This window comes from Streptomyces pseudoechinosporeus, assembly GCF_054783935.1.
This window is the reverse complement of sequence record NZ_BAAGPS010000009.1, coordinates 184,651-211,293: the sequence shown is the minus strand read 5'-3', so window position 1 is coordinate 211,293 and position 26,643 is coordinate 184,651. Positions and strand designations below refer to the sequence as shown.

At 69.3% G+C, this 26,643-nt stretch carries 21 protein-coding genes; 12 read left to right on the top strand and 9 right to left on the bottom strand.

The features are described from left to right. Positions 1–20: 20 nt before the first annotated feature. Positions 21–896: a glycerophosphodiester phosphodiesterase gene (locus tag ACYVO6_RS12525; RefSeq protein ID WP_461060401.1), complete on the bottom strand. Its 876-nt coding sequence runs from the start codon at positions 894–896 to the stop codon at positions 21–23. 278 nt (positions 897–1,174) lie between these two features. Here ACYVO6_RS12525 and ACYVO6_RS12520 point away from each other — a divergent pair, with 278 nt between their 5' ends. From ACYVO6_RS12520 to ACYVO6_RS12500, 5 genes are all read left to right on the top strand, one after another. Continuing rightward, on the top strand, positions 1,175–2,035 hold the full coding sequence (locus ACYVO6_RS12520) for an MHYT domain-containing protein (RefSeq protein ID WP_461060399.1): 861 nt from the start codon (positions 1,175–1,177) through the stop codon (positions 2,033–2,035). Positions 2,036–2,300: 265 nt separating this feature from the next. After that, on the top strand, positions 2,301–4,439 hold the full coding sequence (gene uvrB / locus ACYVO6_RS12515) for an excinuclease ABC subunit UvrB (RefSeq protein ID WP_461060397.1): 2,139 nt from the start codon (positions 2,301–2,303) through the stop codon (positions 4,437–4,439). A gap of 140 nt (positions 4,440–4,579) precedes the next feature. Next, the gene (locus ACYVO6_RS12510; RefSeq protein ID WP_055615261.1) at positions 4,580–5,158 is read left to right on the top strand and encodes a TerD family protein; all 579 of its coding nucleotides are present in this window, start codon (positions 4,580–4,582) and stop codon (positions 5,156–5,158) included. Positions 5,159–5,195: 37 nt separating this feature from the next. After that, complete coding sequence (locus ACYVO6_RS12505) at positions 5,196–7,175, top strand: TerD family protein (RefSeq protein WP_461060395.1); 1,980 nt, start codon at positions 5,196–5,198, stop codon at positions 7,173–7,175. Between the two features lie 309 nt (positions 7,176–7,484). Next, entirely contained in the window at positions 7,485–8,486 is a 1,002-nt protein-coding gene (locus ACYVO6_RS12500) for a TerC/Alx family metal homeostasis membrane protein (RefSeq protein ID WP_461060393.1), read from the top strand. 87 nt (positions 8,487–8,573) lie between these two features. Here the strand turns inward: ACYVO6_RS12500 and ACYVO6_RS12495 are convergent, their stop codons facing one another. Continuing rightward, positions 8,574–9,875: an MFS transporter gene (locus ACYVO6_RS12495; RefSeq protein ID WP_461060391.1), complete on the bottom strand. Its 1,302-nt coding sequence runs from the start codon at positions 9,873–9,875 to the stop codon at positions 8,574–8,576. A gap of 60 nt (positions 9,876–9,935) precedes the next feature. Then, positions 9,936–10,982: a S66 family peptidase gene (locus ACYVO6_RS12490; protein WP_461060389.1), complete on the bottom strand. Its 1,047-nt coding sequence runs from the start codon at positions 10,980–10,982 to the stop codon at positions 9,936–9,938. Positions 10,983–11,095: 113 nt separating this feature from the next. Between ACYVO6_RS12490 and aroQ the strand changes: the two genes are divergently transcribed. After that, entirely contained in the window at positions 11,096–11,569 is a 474-nt protein-coding gene (aroQ, locus tag ACYVO6_RS12485) for a type II 3-dehydroquinate dehydratase (protein WP_461060387.1), read from the top strand. Positions 11,570–11,910: 341 nt separating this feature from the next. Here the strand turns inward: aroQ and ACYVO6_RS12480 are convergent, their stop codons facing one another. Together ACYVO6_RS12480 and ACYVO6_RS12475 are read right to left on the bottom strand one after the other, a co-directional pair. Then, the gene (locus ACYVO6_RS12480; RefSeq protein ID WP_461060385.1) at positions 11,911–12,567 is read right to left on the bottom strand and encodes an MBL fold metallo-hydrolase; all 657 of its coding nucleotides are present in this window, start codon (positions 12,565–12,567) and stop codon (positions 11,911–11,913) included. Positions 12,568–12,577: 10 nt separating this feature from the next. Continuing rightward, complete coding sequence (locus tag ACYVO6_RS12475; RefSeq protein WP_461060383.1) at positions 12,578–13,264, bottom strand: maleylpyruvate isomerase family mycothiol-dependent enzyme; 687 nt, start codon at positions 13,262–13,264, stop codon at positions 12,578–12,580. Between the two features lie 222 nt (positions 13,265–13,486). On the opposite strand from ACYVO6_RS12475, the gene uvrA reads away from it, so the two are divergent. Further along, positions 13,487–16,516, top strand: a complete 3,030-nt coding sequence (uvrA, locus tag ACYVO6_RS12470; RefSeq protein ID WP_461060381.1) for an excinuclease ABC subunit UvrA — start codon at positions 13,487–13,489, stop codon at positions 16,514–16,516. A 93-nt stretch (positions 16,517–16,609) separates the two neighbouring features. On the opposite strand, the gene ACYVO6_RS12465 is transcribed toward uvrA, so the two are convergent. Continuing rightward, positions 16,610–17,173: a YceI family protein gene (locus ACYVO6_RS12465; protein ID WP_461060379.1), complete on the bottom strand. Its 564-nt coding sequence runs from the start codon at positions 17,171–17,173 to the stop codon at positions 16,610–16,612. Positions 17,174–17,273: 100 nt separating this feature from the next. Between ACYVO6_RS12465 and ACYVO6_RS12460 the strand changes: the two genes are divergently transcribed. Beyond that, positions 17,274–18,128 carry a helix-turn-helix domain-containing protein gene (locus ACYVO6_RS12460; RefSeq protein WP_461060377.1) on the top strand — a complete coding sequence of 285 codons (855 nt, stop codon included), beginning with the start codon at positions 17,274–17,276 and terminating at the stop codon, positions 18,126–18,128. 28 nt (positions 18,129–18,156) lie between these two features. Here ACYVO6_RS12460 and ACYVO6_RS12455 read toward each other — a convergent pair whose 3' ends face one another. The 3 genes from ACYVO6_RS12455 to ACYVO6_RS12445 form a co-directional block, all read right to left on the bottom strand. Next, complete coding sequence (locus tag ACYVO6_RS12455; protein WP_461060375.1) at positions 18,157–19,068, bottom strand: carbohydrate kinase family protein; 912 nt, start codon at positions 19,066–19,068, stop codon at positions 18,157–18,159. Beyond that, entirely contained in the window at positions 19,065–20,096 is a 1,032-nt protein-coding gene (locus ACYVO6_RS12450; RefSeq protein ID WP_461060373.1) for a LacI family DNA-binding transcriptional regulator, read from the bottom strand. Before ACYVO6_RS12450 ends, ACYVO6_RS12455 begins: the two co-directional genes overlap by 4 nt. A 170-nt stretch (positions 20,097–20,266) precedes the next feature. Further along, a complete protein-coding gene (locus ACYVO6_RS12445) occupies positions 20,267–21,214 on the bottom strand; it encodes a hypothetical protein (RefSeq protein WP_461060371.1) in 948 nt (315 codons plus the stop codon). Between the two features lie 186 nt (positions 21,215–21,400). On the opposite strand from ACYVO6_RS12445, the gene uvrC reads away from it, so the two are divergent. From uvrC to whiA, 4 genes are read left to right on the top strand one after another with little or no spacing between them, the layout of a single operon-like run. Continuing rightward, complete coding sequence (uvrC, locus tag ACYVO6_RS12440; RefSeq protein ID WP_461060369.1) at positions 21,401–23,446, top strand: excinuclease ABC subunit UvrC; 2,046 nt, start codon at positions 21,401–21,403, stop codon at positions 23,444–23,446. After that, positions 23,443–24,501: an RNase adapter RapZ gene (rapZ, locus tag ACYVO6_RS12435; protein ID WP_461060367.1), complete on the top strand. Its 1,059-nt coding sequence runs from the start codon at positions 23,443–23,445 to the stop codon at positions 24,499–24,501. Before uvrC ends, rapZ begins: the two co-directional genes overlap by 4 nt. Continuing rightward, positions 24,498–25,565 (top strand): gluconeogenesis factor YvcK family protein, encoded by a 1,068-nt coding sequence (locus tag ACYVO6_RS12430; protein WP_461060365.1) that lies wholly within the window; start codon positions 24,498–24,500, stop codon positions 25,563–25,565. The genes rapZ and ACYVO6_RS12430 overlap by 4 nt, the downstream gene beginning before the upstream one ends. After that, the gene (whiA, locus tag ACYVO6_RS12425) at positions 25,556–26,545 is read left to right on the top strand and encodes a DNA-binding protein WhiA (RefSeq protein ID WP_461060363.1); all 990 of its coding nucleotides are present in this window, start codon (positions 25,556–25,558) and stop codon (positions 26,543–26,545) included. The genes ACYVO6_RS12430 and whiA overlap by 10 nt, the downstream gene beginning before the upstream one ends. Positions 26,546–26,643: the final 98 nt, after the last annotated feature.

The window sequence follows — 26,643 nt, the reverse complement described above, 5'->3', positions numbered from 1 at the left end:
GAGCGCTCCGGTCGAGAACCTCAGAGCTCGTTCAGTGCCGCCCGGACCACGTCCGGCTTGTTCGTGATGATGCCGTCCACCCCGAAGTCCGCGACGCGTCGCGCGCCGTCCGCGGTGTCGACGGTCCATGTGAAGATCTCCAGCTGCCTGCCGTGCGGTCCCTCGAGCGCGTGGATCGAGGCGACGTAGTCGGCCGAGATGGACGTGTGCGTCGAGTTGATCTGATCGGCGAACTTCGCGTACGCGGGCAGCTCCGCGACCGCCGGCGTGCCCAGGAAGCCCGTCTTGATGTCGGGCCGCAGCTCGTGCACGGTCCGTACGCTGTCCGCGCTGAAACTCTGGATGACCAGCTTGCTCCGTACGGCTTGCGGACCCAGCCAGCCCTCGTTGCTGAGGACCTTGAGGGTCTCCTTCTCGATGCCCGGGTAGAGCTCGGGCTTCTTGATCTCCAGCACGAGCTTCTGATGGTTGCGGGAGACCCGGTTCATGTACTGCTTCAGCGTCGGCACGCGCGCGCCCGCGTACTCGGGGCTGAACCAGCTGCCCGCGTCCAGGCGTGCGATCTCCGCCGCGGTGAAGTCCTTGACCATCCACGGGGCCCGGTTGGGGAAGACCTCCTCGACATTGGTCGTACGCGCCAGGTTGTCGTCGTGGATCACCACGAGCTCGCCGTCCTTGGTGCGCTGGACGTCGTTCTCGACCCAGCGGAAACCCAGCTCCGCCGCCTTGTCGATGGCGGCCAGGGTGTTCTCGGGGGCGTAGGCGGAAGCACCGCGGTGGGCGACGACCAGCGGCTGATCATCTCCCACTGCGGCGTGAGCGGGGGAGAGAGGCAGAACAAGGGCGGCGGCTCCCAGGAGTGCTGTGGTCGTGCCGGCGGCAGCGCGCGCGTGCATGCGTACTCCTTGCGTCTGTGGTCACGGACCGCTCCAGGGTGACAGCGGGGTGTCAACAGGAGGGAGGTACAGGATGGCCACAGATTGAACGGAGTTGCCCGACGGCGATCACCAGTGCCGCACAACTGAGGTAAGGGCGTGTTTCTTTGCCGGAAAATCGTTCGAGCGCTCTGGTGGGAGTCATACTCTCTGCGTCAACCCTGGCCGCCATGGCGGTCCTGGGACGGGGGGCATTACAGGAAATTCCGGGATGCAACAGGGTGGAAGGGCAACCGCGCATGCAGGGCACGGTCGACGGATTCAGCTACGGACTCGTCACACCGCTGGTGGCGTACCTCATGGCCTGCCTCGGTGGCGCGCTCGGCCTGCGCTGCACCACCAGATCGATGCTGGTCGCCCACTCATGGAGGCCCGGCTGGCTCGCGCTGGGCTCCGCGGCGATCGGCTCCGGCATCTGGACCATGCACTTCATCGCGATGATGGGTTTCTCCGTCCAGGAGACTCCGATCCGCTACGACAAACCGATCACGTTCGCGAGCCTCGGCGTCGCGATCCTCATGGTCGGCATCGGGATCTTCATCGTCGGCTACAAGGGGGCTTCCGGAACGGCCCTGTTCACCGGAGGCACCATCACCGGCCTGGGCATCGCCTCGATGCACTACCTGGGCATGGCCGGAATGCAGCTCAACGGAAAGCTCGAGTACAACACCTTCACCGTTGCCGCCTCAGTCGTCATAGCCGTCGCAGCCGCGACGGCGGCGCTCTGGGCGGCGGGCCAGGTCCGCGGCTTCCTGTGGAGCGTGGGCGCGAGCCTCGTCATGGGCCTCGCCGTCAGCGGCATGCACTACACGGGCATGGCCGCGCTCAGCGTCCATCTGCACGGCACCACCGATGTCACCTCCGGTGACTCGCCCGCGGCCCTGCTGGCCCCCATGCTGATCGGTCCCCTCGCGTTCCTGTTCCTGGCCGGCGTCGTCGTGATGTTCGACCCGCTGATGGTCATGGGCAAAGCCGACTGGAGCCCGGCCCAGCAGAAGCCCGGCATCCCGGCCCACATGGTCCGCCACACCAGCCGTCGGCCCACGTCCCGCCCGCGCCGCCGCCCCGACCGCCCTGGCTCCCGGACCCCGCAGAGGTAGTGATCTAGGGTCTGTCCGGCGGATCATGCCGGAGACGCGGGCCCTGGCACGCACATCTGCCGCGTTGTCGTCGGTCGCCGACTCCCCCACGCTCGAATCGAGCTCGCGCGGGGGACCCCCATCGCGTCGACTCCCTCCTCCGCCTTGCAGCTGCACGCACCAGACCCCGCTCACCTCTGCTCGCCAGGCACCCTGGCTCTCCTCCGACCTGATCCGCCGGACAGACCCTAGCCCCGTTGTCAGTGGGGAGTCGTACGGTTGATTCATGCGGCCCGTATCCAAGATCGAACGCACGGTGGCGCCCTTCGAGGTCGTCAGTCCCTATTCGCCCAGTGGCGACCAGCCCGCTGCCATCGCCGAGCTCGAACGGCGCGTCCGCGCAGGTGAGAAGGACGTCGTCCTCCTCGGCGCGACCGGCACCGGCAAGTCCGCGACCACCGCGTGGATGATCGAGAAGCTCCAGCGCCCCACCCTCGTGATGGCGCCGAACAAGACCCTGGCCGCCCAGCTGGCCAACGAGTTCCGTGAGCTGCTGCCGAACAACGCGGTCGAATACTTCGTCTCGTACTACGACTACTACCAGCCCGAGGCGTACGTCCCACAGTCGGACACCTACATCGAGAAGGATTCCTCGATCAACGAGGAGGTCGAGCGACTGCGCCACTCCGCGACCAACTCGCTGCTCACCCGCCGTGACGTCGTCGTGGTCGCCTCGGTCTCCTGCATCTACGGCCTCGGCACACCGCAGGAGTACGTGGACCGGATGGTCGCCCTCAAGGTCGGCGACGAGATCGACCGGGACGACCTGCTGCGCCGCTTCGTCGACATCCAGTACACGCGTAACGACATGGCCTTCGCACGGGGCACCTTCCGGGTCCGCGGCGACACCATCGAGATCTTCCCGGTCTACGAGGAGCTGGCCGTTCGCATCGAGATGTTCGGCGACGAGATCGAGGCCCTCTCCACGCTGCACCCGCTCACCGGCGAGGTCATCAGCGACGACGAGCAGTTGTACGTCTTCCCGGCATCGCACTACGTGGCGGGCCCGGAGCGCATGGAGAAGGCCGTCAACGGCATCGAGAAGGAGCTCGAGGAGCGCCTCGCCGAGCTGGAGAAACAGGGCAAGCTCCTGGAGGCCCAGCGGCTGCGCATGCGCACCACGTACGACCTGGAGATGCTCCGCCAGATCGGCTCCTGCTCCGGCGTCGAGAACTACTCGATGCACTTCGACGACCGCGACCCCGGCTCCCCGCCCAACACCCTCCTCGACTACTTCCCGGACGACTTCCTGCTGGTCATCGACGAGTCGCACGTCACGGTGCCGCAGATCGGGGCCATGTACGAAGGCGACGCCTCCCGAAAGCGCACGCTCGTCGACCACGGCTTCCGGCTGCCCTCCGCCCTGGACAACCGCCCCCTGAAGTGGGAGGAGTTCCAGGAGCGCATCGGCCAGGCCGTCTACCTGTCGGCGACCCCTGGCAAGTACGAGCTCTCGCGCGCGGACGGCTTCGTCGAGCAGATCATCCGCCCCACCGGCCTCGTCGACCCGGAGGTCGTGGTCAAGCCGACCGAGGGGCAGATCGACGACCTGGTGCACGAGATCCGCAAGCGCACCGAGAAGGACGAGCGCGTCCTGGTCACCACGCTCACCAAGAAGATGGCCGAGGATCTCACCGACTACTTCCTCGAACTCGGCATCCAGGTGCGCTACTTGCACAGCGACGTCGACACGCTGCGCCGCGTCGAGCTGCTGCGGGAACTCCGTGCCGGAGAGTTCGACGTCCTGGTCGGCATCAACCTCCTGAGGGAGGGGCTCGACCTGCCCGAGGTCTCCCTGGTGTCGATCCTCGACGCCGACAAGGAGGGCTTCCTGCGCTCCGGCACCTCACTGATCCAGACCATCGGCCGCGCGGCGCGCAACGTCTCCGGCCAGGTCCACATGTACGCCGACAAGATCACCCCGGCGATGGAGAAGGCCATCGAGGAGACCAACCGCCGCCGGGAGAAGCAGGTCGCGTACAACAAGGAGAAGGGCCTCGACCCGCAGCCCCTCCGGAAGAAGATCAACGACATCGTGGCGCAGATCGCCCGCGAGGACGTCGACACGGAGCAACTGCTCGGAACGGGCTATCGCAACCTGAAGGACGGCAAGGGCGCCAAGGCCCCGGTGCCCGCGCTCGGCTCGCAGGCCGCCAAGGGAGCCAAGCCGGCCAAGGGCAAGGCCAAGGAGATCGTGCCCACCGACCGCCCTGCGGCCGAACTCGCCGGACAGATCGAGGAGATGACGGAGCGGATGCGCGCGGCGGCCGCCGACCTGCAGTTCGAGATCGCCGCCCGGCTGCGCGACGAGGTCTCGGAGATGAAGAAGGAACTACGCCAGATGAAGGAGGCGGGCATCGCCTGACCACCGCGAATGGCGCGCTGTGTTGCAAGACCGACACAAAGTGTGGGCCAGGCTTCGGCACTGTCAGTGCCCCTGCGTAGGGTTGCTGGTCAACCGCAGGCTTCTGCGGCAACAGGGGACGTTCGAGAGGGGAACAGCGCGTGACGGTCAACATGACCAAGGGTCAGGCCATCAGTCTGCAGAAGAACGACGGAGGCACCCTGACCGCGGTGCGCATGGGGCTCGGCTGGCAGGCGGCCCCGCGCCGCGGCCTGTTCGGCTCGCGCACCCGGGAGATCGACCTCGACGCCTCGGCCGTGCTCTTCGCGGACAAGCAGCCGGTCGACGTGGTGTTCTTCCGTCACCTCGTCAGCGACGACGGCTCCGTGCGGCACACCGGAGACAACCTCGTCGGCGGTGTCGGCCAGGGCGGCGACGACGAGGCGATCCTCGTCGACCTCGCGCGCATCCCGGTCCACATCGACCAGATCGTCTTCACCGTGAACTCCTTCACGGGCCAGACGTTCCAGGAGGTGCAGGACGCGTTCTGCCGCCTGGTCGACGAGACCAACGGCCAGGAACTCGCCCGCTACACACTTGCGGGCGGCGGCCAGTACACGGCGCAGATCATGGCGAAGGTGCACCGTGCGGGCGCGGGTTGGCAGATGACCGCTCTCGGTACGCCGGCCAACGGCCGTACGTTCCAGGACCTGATGCCCGCGATCCTGCCGCACCTGTAGGCAGCTCGGCGCAGACGACAACGAGGGGGAGAAGGCGATGACGGCCGAGCTGGTGCGGGGACAGAACCATCCGCTGCCCCAAGCCCGACTCGAGATCCGGGTGTCGGCCGGCAAGCCGATCGTGGCGGGAGCCACGCTCAGCGACGAGAACGGCAAGGTGCAGGGCGTCGAGTGGGTGGCCCACCCGGGATCGCCCACTCTGCCCGGCCTCGAGGTCTCCAAGCAGGCGGCGGCCGACCACCGTCTCGCCTTCGACCTGGACGCCCTGACAGAGGCCGTGCACAGGGTCAGTGTGCTGCTCGCACTGCCGTCCGGAGTCGGGGGCCCGGTTCAGTTCGGCTCCGTCGCCGCTCCTTTCGTGGCGGTCACCGGACTCGACGGTTCCGAGATCGCCAGCTACACGATCACGGGTCTCGACGCCGAGGCGGCCGTCGTCGCTCTCGAGCTGTACCGCAGGCAGGGTGCCTGGAAGGTACGCGCGGTCGGTCAGGGGTACGCGGGCGGCCTCGCCGAACTCCTCGCCGACCAGGGCTTGGTCCAGGCACCCCAGCTCGCGCACGACATCAACGAGGCGGTGGTTCAGGGCCTGGCACGTTCGGTGGCCGCGCCTCCGCCGCGCACGGCCGACGGCGACCGCTCCCGGCACGCTGCGGCATCGGCACTGGGTTCCGACCAGGGTGGGCCCACCCCTCAGGGCGCCACCGGTCACGTACCGCCGCAGGCCGGCTATCCCGAAGGCCCCGCTCAGGCAGATCCGTCCGCCACCACGCAGCCTTCCATGCCGGGAGCCGGTGGTCCGGTCAACTACAGTCACCCCGGCCGGCAGGCCGCCGCGCCCCCGTCGCCCCCGCCGACGGCGCCACCGGCCCAGCCCGGACAGCCCGCGCAGCCCGTCGCGGGCGACGCGACTGGTTGGTCCATGGAGGAGCGGCTCTACAACCAGGTGTGGGGCATGTTCGAGGATCTGGCCCGCACCATGGCCGCCTATCGCAGCGCCGTCGACTTCGCCGACTCGCGTATGGAACAGGAGCTCGACAAGGTCTTGTCCGACCCGCGCAGCCGCATAGGCGGACAGGCGGATGCCGCGCGTGAGGCGGCCCGGGCCAAGCACTCCCAGCTCGTCGACCAGGCCAGGGCCGCGCTCGACCGCGACCTTGCCCAGCTCACTGCCGAGGCCGAGGTCGTCGAGCCCGCGCTGCCCACGGCGTTCGCGCGCTGGGACAGCCCTGTCTGGCAGGGCTACCGCGTGCCGATGGAGATCCCCATGGCCCTGCGCCTCGGCGATCTCCAGCTGCCCGAGAGCTCCGGCCTGAGCATCCCGATGCTGGTACGGCTGCCGCTGGAGCGTGGCCTGTGGATCGACAGCGGCCGCGCCGGATCCCTCGACGGCTCGCTCGCCGACTCCGACGAGCTGCACCGCCTCGCCATGGACACAGCAGTTGCGCATGCCGCCCGACTGCTCGCCGTCTACCCGGCGGGTGAGTACACGGTGCACGTCATCGACCCGGCGGGTTCCGGCGCTTCGGCGCTCGCGCCGCTCGTGCAGACCGGTGTGCTCCACACTCCGCCCGCCGTCGGCGCCGCGGGCGTGAACGACGTCCTGGCCAGGCTCACCCAGCGCGTCGACCTGGTGCAGATGGCGATCCGCGGAGGCGCGGCCGACTCGCTCCCGCCCGACCTCGACACGGCCGAGCAGCTGCTGATCGTCAATGACTTCCCGCACGGTTTCGACGACCGCGCGGTGACCCAGCTGCGCTACCTCGCGGACGAAGGCCCGGCTGTCGGCGTCCACCTCATGATGGTCGCCGACCGGGAGGACGCCGCCGCCTACGGACCGCTGCTCGACCCGCTCTGGCGCTCCCTCCTGCGCCTCACCCCCGTGCCCGACGACCACCTCGCCGACCCCTGGGTCGGGCACGCGTGGACGTACGAGCCCTCGCTCGTACCGCCCGGCAGCCAGGTGCTCCAACACGTCCTCACTCAGGTCGCGGCAGCCCGCCGCGCCTGGAAGCGCTGACGCTCCGCGGAGTCCGCCGCTTGCCCGTCGCGCGCGTCGTCCCAAGACTTCGTCAACCCATCTGACCAGGGTATTTGGCCTTTCCTTTGCCAATCTCTTTACCAATCCTTGGTGATTGGGGTACCGTAGTTCGTGCGGAGGGGAGTACTCCCTACCTACTGCGGCGTACCCGTCAATACGGATCTGGCCAGATCCCGGGGCGTCGGCCCGAAGGCACCAGGCGTCTCATGCGCCCCAGGGGTCTCGGGTGGAAGAGACCTCCGGCAGCGACGACGCTGACATTTGCCGTTACGTACTGCCGGAGGCGCAGTGGATGTTTCGACGACCCTTTGGGTCCTGACCATCGTGGGTCTTGCCGCCCTCATCGCGGTCGACTTCTTCATCGGCCGCAAACCCCACGACGTATCGATCAAGGAAGCCGGAATCTGGACCATCGTCTGGATCGTCCTGGCCGCACTGTTCGGACTCGGACTGCTCGTCTTCTCCGGCGGACAGCCCGCCGGAGAGTTCTTCGCGGGCTTCATCACCGAGAAATCGCTGAGCGTCGACAACCTCTTCGTCTTCGTCCTGATCATGGCGAAGTTCTCGGTGCCCTCGCAGTACCAGCAGCGGGTCCTGCTCATCGGCGTACTGATAGCCCTCGTGCTCCGTGCGATCTTCATCGCCGCGGGCGCCGCGATCATCGCGAGCTTCTCGTGGGTGTTCTACATATTCGGCGCCTTCCTCATCTACACCGCCTGGAAGCTGATCCAGGAGGCCAGGGCCGACGAGCCCGAGGAGGAGTACGAGGAGAACAGGCTGCTCAAGGCCGTCGAGAAGCGCTTCGGTGTGGCCGACCGCTACCACGGCACCAAGCTGTGGATCCAGCAGAACGGCAAGCGGGTCATGACGCCGATGCTCGTCGTCATGCTCGCGATCGGCACCACGGACGTCCTCTTCGCGCTCGACTCGATCCCCGCGATCTTCGGTCTGACGCAGGACCCGTACATCGTCTTCACGGCCAACGCGTTCGCGCTGATGGGTCTGCGGCAGCTGTACTTCCTCATCGGCGGTCTGCTCAAGAAGCTGGTCCACCTCAGCTACGGCCTGTCGGTCATCCTCGGCTTCATCGGCGTCAAGCTGGTGCTGCACGCGCTGCACGAGTCCGGGGTCCACGTACCGGAGATCTCCATCCCGGTCTCCCTCGGTGTGATCTGCGCGGTCCTGATCGTCACCACGATCACCAGCCTGATGGCCTCCAAGAAGCAGGCGGCGGCCGAGGCGGCGCAGAAGGGGACCGAAGGCACTCCGAAGGACAGCATCGAGGCCTGACAGCCGCGGACGCAGGAACAACCAGCACCGGGAGCGGCGTTCGGCGAATTGCCGACCACCGCTCCCGGTGTTGTCATCCCGCGGCTTTCAGCCCGCGGTGGCCTCGGCCGCGACCACACGCACCGGTCGTGTCTCCGGCAGCAGTGCGAAGCACCCCAGGCTCAGCAGTGCGATCCCCGTCAGATACGCGGCCACGCCCCAGGGAACACGTTCGCCCTGGGCCACCGCCGTCGCCACGATCGGCGTGAGCGCGCCGCCGAGCACCCCGCCGAGGTTGTAGCCCACGGCGGCGCCCGTGCAGCGCACGCGGGGCTCGTACAACTCCGGGAGATACGCGGCGATCACCGCGAACATGGTGATGAATGCGAGCATCGCCACCAGGAAGCCGAGGAACATCAGCAGAGGTTCGCCGGTCGACAGGAGCGCGACCATCGGGAACATCCAGAGTGCGGCGGCCGCGCAGCCGATCAGGCACAGCGGCCGTCGGCCATAACGGTCGCCGAGGAGCGCGGCCACGGGCGTCAGCGCGCCCTTCACGACCACGGCGGCCATGATGCAGGCGAGCATGACGGTACGGCTCACCCCGAGCCGTTCGGTCGCGTAAGCGAGGGACCAGGTCGTCACCGCGTAGAAAACGGCGTACCCGATGGCGAGCGCCCCCGCCGTCAGCAGCAACAACCGCCAGTGACCGCGCAGCACTTCAGCGAGTGGCACGCGCGCGTGGTCGTCGATACCGAGGAACTGAGGGCTCTCGGCAAGCGAGGAGCGCAGCCACAGCCCCGCCACGGCCAGCATCCCCGCCGCCCAGAACGGCACTCGCCACCCCCAGGCTGCGAACTGCGCGTCCGACAGCGTCGCCGACAGCACCAGCACCACCCCGTTGGCCAGCACGAACCCCACCGCCGGGCCGATCTGCGGGAAACTCGACCACAGCCCGCGCCGCTCGGCGGGCGCGTGCTCCGCAGTCAGCAGCACCGCTCCACCCCATTCCCCACCGAGCCCGAGCCCTTGCAAAAAGCGCAGCACAAGAAGGAGCACCGGAGCGGTCACACCGATCGTGTCGTATGTCGGTACGCAGCCGACCGCGACGGTCGCGGCGCCCGTCAGCAACAAGGAGACGACGAGAACGGGCCGCCGTCCGTGCCGGTCCCCGATGTGCCCGAACAGCACCGATCCCAGGGGCCGCGCCACGAAGCCGACGCCGAAGGTCGCGAAGGCCGCGAGCGTGCCCGCCACCGGCGAGAACGTCGGGAAGAACAGAGGGCCCAGGACGAGCGCGGCCGCCGTCCCGTAGATGAAGAAGTCGTAGAACTCGATCGCCGTCCCGGCGAGCGAGGCGGCCGCGAGCCGCAGCATGGAGGGTGCCCTTACGGAGCGTACTTCGCGCATGCCGCGTCAACTACCCACCGTGACAGGTGGTTACGGGGGCGTGCGGGGGCTCATGCAGCGTCAATAGACCACAGTGATACGCCGAGCCGGGCCATCTACGCGGATCACGCCCCCATAGGGAATGACCAGTTGCGGATCGGTGTGACCGAAGTCCACATCGAGGACGACCATCATGTCCTGGGCGTACATGTCCACCGCCCGGAGCACCGCCTCGCGCTGCTCACGCGCGTAACGAGCCTTCGCCTCCGGGGCGTTGGGCTTCTCAAAGGACCACGTCTTGGGGCGGCCCATCAGGAGTGCGGGAAAGCGGCCGAGCAGTCCGCGCTCGCCCATGCTCCGCAGGATCCAGAAGACGTCGTTGGCGCTCGGCATGTCCTCGGAGGTCTCCAGAAGCAGCACACAGCCGTCGTACACGGAGGGATCGCGGGCGATCTCACGGTCCGCCATCAGCAGCCAGGACAGGATCTCGATGTTGCCGCCCCAGGAGCGGGCCTCGACCACCCGCTCCGGGCGGTGCCAGATCCAGCCGCCACCGGGCTCGGTCGGCGGTTCGGAGGCGAAGGTCTCCGGGGAGTCCCATGGCAGGTCGATGTCACGGAAACGCTCGGCGGGCTTGAGGTCGTACTCGCCGGAGGTGAAGAGCGCGGCCCGCAGCGACTCCGCGGTCAGCGGGTGCATGGCGCCAGGGCGGCCCAGTTCGCACATGACGGATCCGCCGTGGTAGCCGACGATGCCGGTGTTCCACAGGTACGCGAGCAGGTTGGTGTTGTCGCTGTAGCCGAAGAAGGGCTTCAAGTTCGCGCGGATCAACTCCCGGTCCAGCAGCGGCAGCACGGTGATCTGGTCGTCGCCGCCGATCGACGCGATGACCGCCTTGATCGTCGGATCGGCGAACGCCGCATGAATGTCGTCGGCCCGCGCCTGAGGTGTCGCGCCCATCGTGCGGGTGGCCGGGTACTCGACCGGTTCGAGGCCGTACTCCTTGCGCAGCCGCTCCAGGCCCAGCTCGTAGGGGAGTGGGAAGAGGCCCGGGAGTCCCGCGGACGGCGAGATGACGGCGATCCGGTCGCCGGGCGACGGCTTGGGCGGATACGTAGGGGACGTCATGACCGGAGCGTACGAGCCGTCCCCGCCCCGGCGCACCGTGATAAACCGAGTCTGAGCAGCAGATCTGAACGGCGCCCTCGGGCGACGGCTCAGCCCACAGGACCGGAGGAACAGTGCCCCGCACCCTCGCCAACGCCCCGATCATGATCCTCAACGGCCCCAACCTGAACCTCCTGGGTCAGCGCCAGCCGGAGATCTACGGCTCCGACACGCTCGCCGACGTCGAGGCGATGTGCGCCAAGGCGGCAGCCACGTACGGCGGCACCGTGGACTTCCGCCAGTCCAACCACGAGGGCGAGCTGGTCGACTGGATCCACGTGGCACGCCGGAACCATGTCGGCATTGTGATCAACCCCGGTGCCTACTCGCACACCTCCGTCGCGATCCTGGACGCCCTCAACACCTGTGACGGTATGCCCGTGTTGGAGGTCCACATCTCCAACATCCACCAGCGTGAGGAGTTTCGGCACCACTCGTACGTCTCGCTCCGTGCCGACGGGGTCATCGCGGGCTGCGGCGTGCAGGGATACGTGTTCGGGGTGGAGCGGGTCGCGGCGCTGGCGGGCGCGGGGCAAGCGGACGCGTGACCTCCGGACCTGCCAGGCATCGGAGTCGGCGGACCCCACGGTGGTGGCCGGCCGCCGGACGTCGGCCGGNCGGCCACCACCGTGGTGGGCCGCCGGCCCGAGGGCGGGGATCGGTTGGCCGGCGGCCCCTCCGCTCAGGAGCCGTCTTCCTGCGCGGGCTGCTTCCAGTGGACCGCGCGGCCCCGTGCGCCGGGAGCGCGTGCGTGACACCGGCGCGTGCGTTCGGTTCACACGGGGCGCGCGACGGCGCGCGCCCGCGAAACACGCGTCCCTGTCCACCAAGCCACCAACGCGCGCCCGGCGTCAGACGGTTCACCAACTCACGCCTGGCGCTGAGCAGTTCACCAGCCCCGCGCGTGCCACTCCGGCAGATGCGGCCGCTCCGCGCCCAGCGTCGTGTCGTTGCCGTGTCCCGGGTAGACCCACGTCTCGTCCGGGAGCACATCGAAGATCTTCGTCTCGACATCGTGGATCAGGCTGGCGAACGCCTTTGGATCCTTACGGGTATTGCCGACACCACCTGGGAAAAGGCAGTCACCCGTGAACACATGAGGATGCCCGTGCGGATCGTCGTAGACGAGCGCGATCGAGCCGGGCGTGTGCCCCACCAGATGGCGTGCGGTCAGCTCCACGCGCCCCACCCGGATCGTGTCGCCGTCGTCGACCAGGACGTCGGTCGGTACGGGAATGCCCTCGGCGTCGTCCCGACCCGTGTACGTACGCGCGCCCGTGGCCGCCACGACCTCCGCGAGCGCCTGCCAGTGGTCGCCGTGCTGATGAGTGGTGACCACGGACGCGATGCCGTCAGCGCCGATCAGCGTGAGCAGCGTCCCGGCGTCGTTGGCCGCGTCGATCAGCAGCTGCTCGTCCGTGGCCCGGCAGCGCAGCAGATAGGCGTTGTTGTCCATCGGACCGACCGCGACCTTGGAGATCATCAGGTCCTGCAACTCATGCACATCCGCAGGGCCGCCGACCTTCACTGCTCCGCTGTACGTCATGTTCCTCAGCCTATAGCGGGGGCAGTGGGGGGAGCGGTCCGCAGTCGGTGCTCAGTGCGGATCCGTCGCGGCGGCCGGCAAGCCAGCCGAGCAGGTCGGCCTGGCGCCCCGTGACGGTGATCTCCGGCTCGGTGGCCGCTCGTCCCGTGCTCCACGCGCGCGTGCCGTCCGTGATGCGCGTGGGTGGCACATCGGGGTGCCCGGCGAAGCGCTCGGCGAGGAAGTCGATCTCCTGCTCCGTGAACTCCTCCGGCAGGTCCTCCAGCTCGTACCCGATCCCCAGATCCACGTGATGCAGCTCCACCTCGACCCACCGCCGAAACGGCACCCGGGATGCCACGTCGGTAACCCCGTTGCGCAGCTCCACCGTGCGGGACCAGTCCGCGGGCGCGGCTCCCGTCGCCTGGAAGCGGGCCGCGCTCTCGCGTACGTCGGCGAGCTGGATATCCAGCGGTCGTGGCGCGTCCCGCTCGATCTCGGTGTCGCGGGCGTCCGCGGAGGCGTACATGGGGCGCCCTTCGAGGACGTTCACGAGAGCGTCCGCGTTGCGGGCTAGGTGGGCCAGGACATGGCCGCGGCTCCAGCCGGGCAGGCGTGACGGCTCGGCCACGGAGGCGTTGTCGAGTTTGGCCGCTGCGGTGAGCAGCCGTTCGGTCGCGTCACGTACTGACGCCAGGTCGCGCACATGATCGTTCATGGCAACGACCCTAGCCCCGCGACACGTTCGGGTGAAGGTGGCAGACCACCCCTGCAAATCGAATGCGCGTGCTATAGGCTCAGGCGCGGCGTCGGGCATGCTGGATGGCCCGGGATTGTTACCAACCAGGGAAACCAACCGGCGCTGTCAGTGGCTCCCCCTAGTCTGAAAAAGACGGGGGCCCCGCCCCTGTCACTTCTCTCAAGAAAGGTGCGGACCGGCGTGGCCGACCGTCTCATCGTCCGTGGGGCACGTGAGCACAACCTCAAGAACGTCTCGCTCGACCTCCCGCGCGACTCGCTCATCGTCTTCACGGGTCTGTCCGGGTCGGGCAAGTCCTCGCTCGCGTTCGACACGATCTTCGCCGAGGGACAGCGGAGGTACGTCGAGTCGCTGTCCTCGTACGCCCGGCAGTTCCTCGGGCAGATGGACAAGCCGGACGTCGATTTCATCGAGGGCCTGTCGCCGGCTGTCTCCATCGACCAGAAGTCGACCTCGCGCAACCCGCGCTCGACGGTCGGCACCATCACCGAGGTCTACGACTACCTGCGGCTGCTCTTCGCGCGCATCGGCAAGCCGCACTGCCCCGAGTGCGGCCGCCCCATCTCGCGTCAGTCACCCCAGGCGATCGTCGACAAGGTCCTGGAGCTGCCCGAGGGGAGCCGCTTCCAGGTCCTGTCGCCGCTGGTGCGTGAGCGCAAGGGCGAGTTCGTCGACCTCTTCGGTGATCTCCAGACCAAGGGGTACAGCCGGGCCCGGGTCGACGGGGAGACGATCCAGCTCACCGACCCGCCGAAGCTGAAGAAGCAGGAGAAGCACACCATCGAGGTGGTCGTCGACCGCCTCACGGTGAAGGAGGGCGCCAAGCGCCGCCTCACGGACTCCGTGGAGACCGCGCTCGGCCTGTCCGGCGGCATGGTCGTCCTTGACTTCGTCGACCTCCCCCAGGACGACCCCGAGCGCGAGCGCATGTACTCGGAGCACCTCTACTGCCCGTACGACGACCTGTCCTTCGAAGAGCTGGAGCCCCGCTCCTTCTCCTTCAACTCGCCCTTCGGCGCCTGCCCGGAGTGCACGGGTATCGGTACGCGCATGGAGGTCGACCCCGAGCTGATCGTCCCCGACGAGGAGAAGTCCCTCGACGAGGGCGCCATCCACCCCTGGTCGCACGGGCACACCAAGGACTACTTCGGGCGCCTCATCGGAGCCCTCGCGGACGCGTTGGGATTCCGGACCGACATCCCCTTCGCGGGCCTCCCGCAGCGCGCCAGGAAGGCCCTCCTGTACGGGCACAAGACGCAGATCGAGGTGCGGTACAGAAACCGCTACGGGCGCGAGCGCGTCTACACCACGCCCTTCGAAGGGGCCGTCCCCTTCGTGAAGCGGCGGCACAGCGAGGCCGAGAGCGACGCGAGCCGCGAGCGCTTCGAGGGTTATATGCGCGAGGTGCACTGCCCCACCTGTGAGGGCACACGCCTGAAGCCCCTCATCCTCGCGGTCACCATCCTGGGGAAGTCGATCGCCGAAGTTTCCGCGATGTCCATCAGCGACTGCGCGGAGTTCCTGGGCGAGATGAAGCTCAACGCGCGCGACAAGAAGATCGCCGAGCGCGTCCTGAAGGAGGTCAACGAACGCCTGCGGTTCCTCGTCGACGTCGGCCTCGACTATCTGTCGCTGAACCGCGCGGCGGGCACCCTCTCCGGCGGTGAGGCCCAGCGCATCCGCCTGGCCACCCAGATCGGCTCCGGCCTCGTGGGCGTCCTGTACGTCCTGGACGAGCCCTCCATCGGCCTGCACCAGCGCGACAACCACCGCCTCATCGAGACCCTGGTCCGGCTGCGCGACATGGGCAACACGCTCATCGTCGTCGAGCACGACGAGGACACCATCAAGGTCGCCGACTGGATCGTGGACATCGGCCCCGGCGCGGGCGAGCACGGCGGCAAGGTCGTGCACAGCGGCCCCCTGAAGGAGCTGCTGGCCAACCCCGAGTCGATCACCGGGCAGTATCTGGCGGGCAAGAAGGAGATCGCGCTCCCGGAGATCCGCCGCCCCGCCGACCCGATCCGCAAGCTCACCGTGCACGGCGCCCGCGAGAACAACCTCCAGGACATCGACGTGTCCTTCCCCCTGGGCGTCCTCACAGCCGTCACAGGCGTCTCGGGCTCCGGCAAGTCGACGCTCGTCAACGACATCCTCTACACCCACCTGGCCCGCGAGCTGAACGGCGCCCGGAACGTTCCCGGGCGGCACACGCGCGTGGACGGCGACGACCTCGTCGACAAGGTCGTACACGTCGACCAGTCGCCCATCGGCCGCACACCCCGGTCGAACCCGGCGACGTACACCGGAGTCTTCGACCACGTCCGCAAGCTGTTCGCCGAGACGACCGAGGCGAAGGTCCGCGGCTACATGCCGGGGCGCTTCTCCTTCAACGTCAAGGGCGGCCGCTGCGAGAACTGCTCCGGCGACGGCACCATCAAGATCGAGATGAACTTCCTGCCGGACGTGTACGTCCCCTGCGAGGTCTGCCACGGGGCGCGCTACAACCGGGAGACCCTGGAGGTCCACTACAAGGGCAAGTCCATCTCCGAGGTCCTGGACATGCCCATCGAGGAGGCCCACGGCTTCTTCGAGGCCGTGCCCGCGATCGCCCGCCACCTGAAGACCCTCAACGACGTCGGTCTCGGCTATGTGCGGCTCGGCCAGCCCGCGCCGACCCTCTCCGGCGGTGAGGCCCAGCGCGTGAAGCTGGCCTCCGAACTCCAGAAGCGGTCGACGGGACGAACGGTCTACGTACTCGACGAGCCGACCACCGGTCTGCACTTCGAGGACATCAGCAAGCTGATCTCGGTCCTCTCGGACCTGGTCGACAAGGGCAACACGGTCATCGTCATCGAGCACAACCTCGACGTCATCAAGACCGCGGACTGGGTCGTCGACATGGGCCCCGAGGGCGGCAGCGGCGGCGGCCTCGTCATCGCAGAGGGCACGCCCGAGCAGGTAGCGGGGGTGCCGGCCAGCCACACCGGCAAATTCTTGCGCGAGGTTCTGGGCGCCGAGCGCATCAGCGACGCCGAACCGGTGAAGGCCCTGCGCAGGGCGGCGGCCAGGAAGACGGTGGCCGCCAAGTCGACAACGAGGACGGCGGCGACGGCCAGGACCGCCAACAGCACTGCCACCAAGAAGGCGGACGCGGCCACCAAGAAGGCGACTCCGGCGAAGAAGCCGGCGGGGGCCCGGAAGGCCTGAGCCTGGTTCGTACGCGTGCATCCGGCTCACACGAACGCGCCGCGCCCCACGGGAACTCCCCGTGGGGCGCGGCGCGTTGCACAGTCAGTCGCCCTACCCCTGCGGCTCGACGAACTGCATGTCCAACTGAATCTTGACCACATCGCCGAGCACCCCGGGGGCGAAGTCCAGGCCGAAGTCGCTGCGCCGGATCTCGCCGGTCGCCTCGAAGCCGGCGTGCCTACGGTTGTCGATGACGGAGTCCACCACGCCCCCGAACTCCACGGCGAACGTCACCGGACGGGTCACCCCGCCGATCGTCAACTCGCCCTCCATCGACCACTCCTCGCCCTTTCCGGACACGCGAGTGGATCGGTACGTCATCGTCGGGCGGCTCGCCACGTCGAGCAGTTCGGGGGAGCGGGTGTGCGCGTCACGGTCGGCGTTGCCGGTGTCGATGGAGGCCAGCGCGATCTCGGCGCTCACCTTGATGCCGTCGGCCGACTCACCCACGTACAGCTCGGCCTTCACCTCGCTGAAGCGGCCCCGCACCTTGGCGATGCCGAGGTGGCGGATGGTGAAGTTCACGGCGGAGTGGAAGGGGTCGAGCTCCCAGTCGCCGGGGAGCAGCGGGAGAGCGGAAGCGGTCACAGCGGTCGGGGAGTTGTCGTTAGCCATGCGGCCACTCTGCGGGAGGTGCCGGACGGGAGGGAGACCGGGCTGAGGATGGTAGTGACAGGGCCACCCTCCGGTGCTCGTGCGTTGATACGTTCTTTGGGTGAGCGACAACGAGCTGGGCACCTTCTTGCGCACGCGCCGTGAGGCGGTCACACCCGCCGAGGTGGGGCTGCCCACCGGACCCCGTCGCCGCACGCCGGGACTGCGCCGCAGCGAGCTGGCCACGCTCGCCGGCATCAGCGTCGAGTACCTGACCAGGCTCGAACAGGGCCGTGACCAGAATCCGTCGTCCCAGGTGCTCGGCGCCCTGGCGGACGCGCTGCGGCTGCCTGTGCACGACCGCATCCTGCTGCGCCGCCTGGCGAAGGAGTCGAGCGACGGCGCCATGCTCTGCAGCGGCGGGATGACTCCGACCCGCACGGTGCGCCCCACCGCGCGGGCCCTGCTGGACCGGCTGGAGCCCACCCCCGCCGTCCTGCTGAACTGGCTCGGCGAAATCCTCGCATACACCACCGGTTATCAGCGGCTCGCGGCCCCCTTGGGGCTGCTCGACGGCGCGCACCCCAGCATCCTCCGCTACGTGTTCACCGACGAGAGGGCCCGCACCTCCTACCCGGACTGGGACCGCGTGGCCGACGAGCAGGTCGCCGTCTTCCGGCACGAGGCGCCGTCCAGCGATCCCCATGTGGCCGCGCTGATCGACGAGTTGACCATCACGGCCGGAGCCCCGTTCGCCGACCGCATGGCCGCCGTGCCCGTCATGCCCCGGCCGGCCGGGGCCGACCTCGTCGCCCATCCCGAAGTCGGCCCTCTGCGCCTCGCCCACGAGACGCTCGCCCTGCCGAACGACGGTCAGCGCCTGATCGTGCACCTGCCCGCCGACGACGCCACGGCCGATGCGCTCGACCGGCTCAACGGCCGCCGGCCCGGCGGGCTGCGCGCCGTCAACAACTGACGCCCGCAGACAGCCACAGAGATCGCCTCTAGAAATCGCCCACCTCATAGGCGTACGGCGGCTCCGCGCCCGCCCGTGAGCAGGTGACCGCCGCCGCGCGTGCCGCGAAGCGCAACAGGTCGCCCCAGCCGTCGGCGCCCAGGTCGGCCAGTGCCGCCGTGGACAGGGCGTCGCGGGCGGCGAGGCCGTGCAGCAGCGCCGCGTTCACCGTGTCGCCGGCGCCGATCGTGTCCACCACGTCGACCCGTTCGCCCGGCACGGCGTATTCCGCGCCGTCGCGGGTGAAGACGGTCAGGCCGTCGCCGCCGCGCGTGATCACGACGGCCGCCGGGCCCGACGCCAGCCACTCGCGCGGGGTGCCGCCGAGCCAGTCCGCATCTTCCTCGGACAGCTTGAGCAGCGACACCGACGGTAGCCAGCTCTTGAACCGGGCCCGGTACGCGTCCGCGTCGGAGATCAGCACCGAGCGGATGTTCGGGTCGAGCGCGGTGAACACGCCCCGCGCGGACGCGACCCGCATCAGCTCCTCGTACGCACTCGCGCCCGGCTCCAGCACCAGCGAACAGGTACCGAAGGACACCGCCCTTGCCTCGGACGGGAGTTGGTCGGGAGCCGAGAATAGCCGGTCCGCCGTGCCTTCGACGTAGAACGAGTAACGGGCCGAGCCGTCCGTGCCGATCGACGCGACCGCGAGGGTCGTCGGCTCCGCGCCCCGCTGCACGGACGACACATCGACATTCGCCTCGCGCAGCCCGTCGAGCAGGGCCTCGCCGAAGGCGTCGGACGACACCCGGGAGCAGAAGGCGGCCGGGGAGCCGAGGCGGCCCAGCGCCACCGCCGTGTTGTACGGGCCGCCGCCGCGGCGCGGATCGAGTCCCGCGAGCGCGCCCGCCTCCTGCGGCACCAGGTCGATCAGGGCCTCACCGGCGACGACGATCACGAGTCGGGTCCTTTCTCGGGGCAGCCGCACGAGGTGCGGTGAACGAAGGCGGAGGGCAGCCGGAGCGTACGGGCCGGACGGCCGGGGGAGGCCAGCCGTTCCAGGAGCAGCTGTACGGCCTGGGCCCCGATCTCCTTGCTGGGCTGGGAGATCGCGGTGAGCCGGGGCGAGAAGAGGTCTGCCCAGAAGAAGTCGTCGAAACAGCACAGGGCCACGTCACCGGGCACGGACAGACCCCGCTCACGCAGGGCTCGCAGCGCACCGATGGTCATGGCGTTGTTCGCGGTGACGAGCGCCGTCGGCGGCGCCGGGAGGGACAGTAGGTCGCCGGTCGCGCGCTCGGCTCCCTCCGCCTCTGAGCTGCCGGAGACCACGAGGCGTTCATCGTACGGAAGCCCCGCGTACGCGAGCCCGTGCCGGTAACCCGAGAGCCGCTCGCTCGTGGTGCTGAGGCCCGGCAGGCCGCCGACCAGGCCGATCCTCTTGTGGCCCAGCTCGGCGAGGTGGGTGACCAGTCGCCTGACGGGCTCAGCGTTCTCCGCGCAGACCTGGTCGAACGCGAAACCGGGCGCCGCGCCCTCGTCGACCAGCCGGTCCAGGAACACCGTCGGTACGTCATGCCGCCCGAGGTAGCCGATGAGCTCGCCCGGACGCACCGACGGCGCGACGATCATGCCGTCCACCCGCCGCTCGTGCAGCAGTTGGACCACCTTGCGCTCGTGCACCGGATCGTCATGGGGGTCCGCGATCAGCAGGCTGTAACCGTGCTCGAGGGCACCGGCCTCCACTCCCTGCAGGATCTCCGTGAAGTACGGATTGCTGATCGCCGACACCGCGAGCCCGATGGACCGGGTACGCGCGGTGACCAGGGATCTCGCCAGCGAGTTGGGTGTGTAGCCGAGCTCGTCTATGGCGTCGAGCACGGCCTGGCGGGTGGCCGGCCGCACCGGGCGGGTGTCGTTGAGGACGTGCGAGACCGTCGCAACGGAGACGCCCGCGCTGCGAGCCACGTCGGCCATCGTCGCCATGCGGTGCCCCTCTCCGACCCTCTCCCACCTCGCCCGGCCGACCAGCCGGGCGCTGTCTGGACGGGACCGTACCCCATGGAGTGGCTGACGTAAACGATTGCGTAAGCGTTTACGCAATCGCTTACGTCAGCGTTTACGTCATCCCCACGCCCAAGCGCCGCCTCAGCCGCTCACTCCCAGTCCCAGCCGATCCCCACGATCCCCGACCGCACCCGCGGCTCGACCATGTGCACCGACCGATGGCGCCCGCTCAGCGTCAGTTCCTGACGGCCGCTGCGCGGCGCCGCCGCCGAGTGCTGGGTGAACCGGTGGCAGCGCACGGGCAGCGCGTCCTCGGCGAACCGCACCTCGAGGGCGTACTGCCCACCCGGGGAGCCGAAGTCGCGGACGTACTCCCTGGACACGCCGGCCGTGCCGTCCTCGATGCTGTAGCGGAACAGGTAGGTGTCGCCGATCCGCAGCCGTGTGTCGAAGAGCAGCTCCGCCACGAGCACCCCGGTGTCGTGGTGCCAACGCACGCGCCCCGTACGGCAGTTCTCCAGGGCGAGCACCGTCATGCGCTCCGGTGCGCACCCCGGGTCGCCATGGTGGACGGCCACATAACGGTCGATGCCGTCCTTGTGGGCGCGCACGATGTGCTGCGAGTCGCGACCCGACAGCTCCCGGCGCGAGCCGATCCGCACCCGCTCGTGGTGGCCGAGCGTGTGCAGTCCGCTGTCGAGCGACGCTCCCAGCTCGGCGAGCAGCTTCTCCAGAACGCCGGAAGCCTCCACCAGGGAGCGGTACGAACGGGCCGCGGGGCGTGCCGGATCAGAGCGCTCCTCGGCCTGGGCGAGCAGGCGTATCAGCGATTCGTCGGGCAGCTGGAGGATCTCCTCCAGGGCGCGTACGGCCCGCAGCGACTCGGGGCGCTGTGGGCGGCGGGCGCCCTGCTGCCAGTAGCTCAGGCTCGTCACGCCGACTTTGACCCCGTACCGCGACAGGTGGTGCTGGACGCGCTGCAGTGGCAGTCCCCGGGCGGTGATCGCGGCGCGGAGGGCGACATGGAAGGGGCCGTCCCGCAGGGCAGTCTCCAGTTCGGCCGTGGCGACGTCCGCGTGCTGTATGCCGTGCCGCATGCAGGAGCCTTTCTGTGAATGCCGAGGTTTACGGCCCCAAGTCACCCCGCATTGAAGCGTGTTGATCACGGCCCGACAACACTTGGCGCCCAGCGATCAAAACTCCAGCGGTCCTGTCCACAGGGTCGTAGAGGCCCTGTCCACAGGGCAGCCGCGGTGTCACACCGCGCCAGTAGGGTGTGAGACATGGCCGATCCCTCCAGCTACCGCCCCAAGCCGGGGCAGATCCCCGACTCGCCGGGGGTCTACAGGTTCCGCGACGAGCACCGCCGGGTGATCTACGTCGGAAAGGCGAAGAGCCTGCGCCAGCGCCTGGCCAACTACTTCCAGGACCTGGCGGGCCTCCATCCGCGTACGCGCACCATGGTGACGACGGCCGCTTCGGTGGAGTGGACGGTGGTGTCCACGGAGGTCGAGGCGCTGCAGCTGGAGTACTCCTGGATCAAGGAGTACGACCCCCGGTTCAACGTCAAGTACCGCGACGACAAGAGCTACCCGTACCTCGCGGTGACGATGAACGAGCAGTTCCCGCGCGTGCAGGTGATGCGCGGCCAGAAGCGCAAGGGCGTGCGCTACTTCGGCCCGTACGGGCACGCGTGGGCGATCCGCGACACCGTGGACCTCCTGCTGCGCGTCTTCCCCGTCCGCACCTGCTCCGCCGGCGTCTTCAAGAACGCCGAGCGCACCGGCCGCCCCTGCCTCCTCGGCTACATCGGCAAGTGCTCGGCCCCCTGCGTCGAGCGGATCTCCGCCGAGGACCATCGTCAACTCGCCGAGGATTTCTGCGACTTCATGGCCGGCCGCACAGGGACGTACATCCGTCGTCTGGAGCGGCAGATGACGGACGCGGCCGAGGAGATGGAGTACGAGCGGGCGGCCCGCCTCCGCGACGACATCGAGGCCCTCAAGAAGGCCATGGAGAAGAACGCGGTCGTGCTCGCCGACGCGACGGACGCCGATCTGATGGCGGTCGCCGAGGACGAGCTGGAAGCGGCCGTGCAGATCTTCCACGTACGGGGCGGACGGGTGCGCGGCCAGCGCGGCTGGGTGACGGACAAGGTGGAGGCCGTCACCACCGGGGACCTCGTCGAGCACGCCCTCCAGCAGCTGTACGGCGAGGAGACCGGCGACTCCGTGCCCAAGGAGGTGCTCGTCCCGGCGCTGCCCGAACTCGTCGAGCCCGTCCAGGAGTGGCTCACCACGCGCCGGGGCTCCAATGTCTCGTTGCGCATCCCGCAGCGCGGCGACAAGAAGGCCCTCATGGAGACCGTGGAGCGCAACGCCCAGCAGGCGCTCGTGCTGCACAAGACCAAGCGCGCCTCCGACCTGACCACGCGCTCGCGCGCCCTGGAGGAGATCGTCGAGGCCCTCGACCTGGACAGCGCGCCCCTGCGGATCGAGTGCTACGACATCTCGCACCTCCAGGGGGACGACGTCGTGGCCTCCATGGTGGTCTTCGAGGACGGCCTTCAGCGCAAGAGCGAGTACCGCCGCTTCCAGATCAAGGGCTTCGCCGGCCAGGACGACGTCCGCTCCATGCACGAGGTGATCACCCGCCGCTTCAAGCGCTACCTCGCCGAGAAGGAGAAGACCGGCGAGTGGGCGGACGGGGAGAACACGTTCACCGAGGACGACGGGCGGCCCAAGCGGTTCGCGTACCCGCCGCAGCTGGTCGTCGTCGACGGCGGACAGCCTCAGGTCGCGGCCGCGCAGAGGGCTCTGGACGAGCTCGGTATCGACGACATCGCCGTCTGCGGCCTCGCCAAGCGCCTCGAAGAGGTCTGGCTGCCCGGCGAGGACGACCCGGTGGTGCTCCCGCGCACGAGCGAAGGGCTCTATCTTCTTCAGCGTGTACGCGACGAGGCGCACCGCTTCGCGATCACCTACCAGCGCACCAAGCGGGCCAGGCGTTTCAGGTCGAGCCCGCTGGACGATGTGCCGGGCCTGGGCGAGACGCGCAAGCAGGCGCTGATCAAGCACTTCGGTTCGGTGAAGAAACTGCGGTCCGCGACCATCGAGCAGATCTGTGAGGTCCCCGGCATAGGCCGCAAGACGGCCGAGGTGATCGCTGTGGCCCTCGCCCAGGCGACCCCGGCCGCACCCGCCGTGAACACGGCGACTGGAGAGATCATGGAAGACGAGGAAGAAGCGGCGCCCGAGACGACGGCGGGTTCCACGGAGGAGCCCGTATCCGCGGGCGCCTCGAACGAGCGACGGGGGCAGGAACCATGAACGAGCAGGACGGGCAAGACACCGAGCGCACAGCCGAACAGGAAGCCGGGCGCACGGCGGAACACGAGAAACAGCCGAAGACGGCGAGCGAAGATCAGTCGCCGCCCGCAGCGGGCGAGCAAGTGCCCGAAGCGGGCCGGCAAGACGGAGCAGAAGTGAGTACGGGCATCGAAACAGCCGGGGTCTCCGAGGCGGCCATCCCCGAGCTGGTGATCATCTCCGGTATGTCCGGCGCGGGCCGGTCGACCGCCGCCAAGTGCCTGGAGGATCTCGGCTGGTTCGTCGTCGACAACCTCCCGCCCGCCCTGATCCCCACCATGGTGGAGCTCGGCGCCCGCTCCCAGGGCAACGTCGCCAGGATCGCGGTCGTCGTCGACGTACGGGGCCGCCGCTTCTTCGACAACCTCCGCGAGTCCCTCGCCGACCTGGAGGCCAGGCACGTCACCCGGCGGATCGTCTTCCTGGAGTCCTCCGACGACGCCCTGGTGCGCCGCTTCGAGTCCGTACGACGCCCGCACCCCCTCCAGGGCGACGGCCGCATCGTCGACGGCATCGCCGCCGAGCGCGAGCTGCTGCGTGAACTGCGCGGCGACGCCGACCTGGTGATAGACACCTCCAGCCTGAACGTGCACGAGCTGCGCGCCAAGATGGACGCCCAGTTCGCCGGCGAGGAGGAGCCCGAGCTGCGGGCCACCGTGATGTCCTTCGGCTTCAAGTACGGCCTGCCGGTCGACGCCGACCTGGTCGTGGACATGCGGTTCCTGCCCAATCCGCACTGGGTCCCGGAGCTGCGCCAGTACACCGGCCTCAACGAGGAGGTCGCGGCGTACGTCTTCAACCAGCCCGGCGCCAAGGAGTTCCTCGACCGGTACGCCGAGCTGCTCCGCCTCGTCCAGGCCGGCTACCGCCGCGAGGGCAAGCGCTATGTGACCATCGCCGTCGGCTGCACCGGAGGCAAGCACCGCTCCGTCGCGATGTCGGAGAAGCTCGCCGCCCGTCTGGTGTCCGAGGGAGTGGAGACGGTCGTCGTCCACCGGGACATGGGCCGCGAATGACGGGTCGTACGCTGCGACTGAGCAGGCTGCGCCGGGTCGGTACCGAAGGCCAGGGCGGCAGGCCCGCCGAGGCGCGCGGCGGCAAGCCGCGCCGCCGCGGCACGCAGCCCAAGGTCGTCGCGCTCGGCGGCGGCATGGGTCTGTCCGCCTCGCTCGCCGCTCTGCGCCGTATCACCGGTGACCTCACCGCGGTCGTCACGGTCGCCGACGACGGCGGCTCCAGTGGCCGTCTCCGGGACGAGCTGGGCGTGCTCCCGCCCGGCGACCTGCGCAAGGCCCTCGCCGCGCTGTGCGGCGACGACGACTGGGGCCAGACCTGGGCCCGCGTCATCCAGCACCGCTTCCAGTCCCAGGGCGAACTGCACGAGCACGCGGTCGGCAATCTGCTGATCGTCGCCCTCTGGGAGCAGCTCGGCGACCATGTCCAGGCCCTTGACCTGGTCGGCAAGCTCCTGGGCGCGCACGGACGCGTGCTGCCCATGTCCGCCGTACCCCTGGAGCTCCAGGCCCTCGTCAAGGGCCACGATCCGGAGCGGCCCGAGGGCATCGAAACGGTGCGTGGCCAGGCCACCGTCGCCCTCACGCGCGGCGAGGTGCAGTCGGTGCACCTCGTGCCGCACGATCCGCCCGCCGTCCCCGAGGCCGTGGCAGCGGTCCTCGACGCGGACTGGGTGGTCCTCGGTCCCGGCTCCTGGTTCTCCTCGGTGATCCCGCATCTCCTCGTACCCGAGCTGCTCGACGCCCTCACGGAGACGAAGGCGCGCCGGGTGCTCTCCCTGAACCTCGCCCCGCAGCCGGGAGAAACCGAGGGCTTCTCCCCGCAGCGTCATTTGGAGGTTTTGGGGCGACACGCCCCTAAACTCGCCCTGGACGTGGTACTGGCCGACGAGGCCGCCGTGCCCGACCGTGATTTGCTCACCGAAGCCGCCCAGCGGTTCGGGGCCGCGGTCGAGCTGGCGCCGGTGGCCCGCACCGACGGAACTCCGAGGCACGATCCGGAGCTGTTGGCTGCCGCGTACGACCGTATTTTTCGGATGCATGGAAGGATCGGCCCATGGCGATGACGGCAGCGGTGAAGGATGAGATCTCCCGGCTCCCCGTCACCCGGACCTGCTGCAGAAAGGCGGAGGTCTCCTCCCTTCTGCGGTTCGCCGGCGGCCTCCACCTGGTGAGCGGCCGCATCGTGATCGAGGCGGAGCTGGACACGGCGATGGCGGCGCGCCGCCTCAAGCGGGACATCCTGGAGATCTTCGGCCACAGCTCCGAGCTGATCGTGATGGCTCCCGGGGGCTTGCGCCGCGGCTCCCGCTATGTCGTCCGTGTGGTCGCGGGCGGCGACCAGCTGGCCCGTCAGACGGGGCTCGTCGACGGCCGGGGCCGACCGATTCGCGGGCTGCCCCCGCAAGTGGTCTCGGGCGCCACCTGTGACGCCGAGGCGGCCTGGCGCGGGGCGTTCCTGGCGCACGGCTCGCTGACCGAGCCGGGCCGCTCGTCCTCGCTGGAGGTGACCTGCCCGGGACCCGAGGCGGCGCTCGCGCTGGTCGGCGCGGCCCGGCGGCTCCAGATCGCCAGCAAGGCCCGTGAGGCGCGGGGCGTGGACAAGGTGGTCGTCCGTGACGGTGACGCGATCAGCGCCCTGTTGACCCGCCTCGGCGCCCACGAGGCCGTGCTGGCCTGGGAGGAACGCCGGATGCGGCGCGAGGTGCGCGCCACCGCCAACCGTCTCGCCAACTTCGACGATGCCAACCTGCGCCGCTCCGCCCGCGCCGCCGTCGCCGCCGGGGCCCGCGTGCAGCGCGCCCTGGAGATCCTCGGCGGCGAGGTCCCCGAGCACCTCGCCGCCGCCGGACGGCTGCGCATGGAGCACAAGCAGGCCTCCCTGGAGGAGTTGGGCGCGCTCGCCGACCCGCCGCTGACCAAGGACGCCGTCGCGGGCCGTATCCGCCGGCTGCTCGCCATGGCCGACAAGCGGGCCCAGGACCTGGGCATCCCGGGAACGGAGTCCAGCCTCTCCGAGGAACTGGCCGACAACCTCGTCGGCTGACCGCGCCGCCCACCACACCCCTCCGGACCTCGGTGCCCGGGCGGTCCGTACCCCTACCGGTGGGTACGGACCGCGGTGCCGTGTATGGGCCCTCGGAT

Excerpts from the sequence above, each read along its gene's own strand:
- ACYVO6_RS12525 (WP_461060401.1), bottom strand. The coding sequence starts at position 896 with ATGCACGCGCGCGCTGCCGCCGGCACGACCACAGCACTCCTGGGAGCC.
- ACYVO6_RS12520 (WP_461060399.1), top strand. The coding sequence starts at position 1,175 with ATGCAGGGCACGGTCGACGGATTCAGCTACGGACTCGTCACACCGCTG.
- uvrB (WP_461060397.1), top strand. The coding sequence starts at position 2,301 with ATGCGGCCCGTATCCAAGATCGAACGCACGGTGGCGCCCTTCGAGGTC.
- ACYVO6_RS12505 (WP_461060395.1), top strand. The coding sequence starts at position 5,196 with ATGACGGCCGAGCTGGTGCGGGGACAGAACCATCCGCTGCCCCAAGCC.
- ACYVO6_RS12495 (WP_461060391.1), bottom strand. The coding sequence starts at position 9,875 with ATGCGCGAAGTACGCTCCGTAAGGGCACCCTCCATGCTGCGGCTCGCG.
- ACYVO6_RS12490 (WP_461060389.1), bottom strand. The coding sequence starts at position 10,982 with ATGACGTCCCCTACGTATCCGCCCAAGCCGTCGCCCGGCGACCGGATC.
- ACYVO6_RS12480 (WP_461060385.1), bottom strand. The coding sequence starts at position 12,567 with ATGACGTACAGCGGAGCAGTGAAGGTCGGCGGCCCTGCGGATGTGCAT.
- ACYVO6_RS12475 (WP_461060383.1), bottom strand. The coding sequence starts at position 13,264 with ATGAACGATCATGTGCGCGACCTGGCGTCAGTACGTGACGCGACCGAA.
- ACYVO6_RS12465 (WP_461060379.1), bottom strand. The coding sequence starts at position 17,173 with ATGGCTAACGACAACTCCCCGACCGCTGTGACCGCTTCCGCTCTCCCG.
- ACYVO6_RS12450 (WP_461060373.1), bottom strand. The coding sequence starts at position 20,096 with ATGGCGACGATGGCCGACGTGGCTCGCAGCGCGGGCGTCTCCGTTGCG.
- ACYVO6_RS12445 (WP_461060371.1), bottom strand. The coding sequence starts at position 21,214 with ATGCGGCACGGCATACAGCACGCGGACGTCGCCACGGCCGAACTGGAG.
- uvrC (WP_461060369.1), top strand. The coding sequence starts at position 21,401 with ATGGCCGATCCCTCCAGCTACCGCCCCAAGCCGGGGCAGATCCCCGAC.
- rapZ (WP_461060367.1), top strand. The coding sequence starts at position 23,443 with ATGAACGAGCAGGACGGGCAAGACACCGAGCGCACAGCCGAACAGGAA.
- ACYVO6_RS12430 (WP_461060365.1), top strand. The coding sequence starts at position 24,498 with ATGACGGGTCGTACGCTGCGACTGAGCAGGCTGCGCCGGGTCGGTACC.
- whiA (WP_461060363.1), top strand. The coding sequence starts at position 25,556 with ATGGCGATGACGGCAGCGGTGAAGGATGAGATCTCCCGGCTCCCCGTC.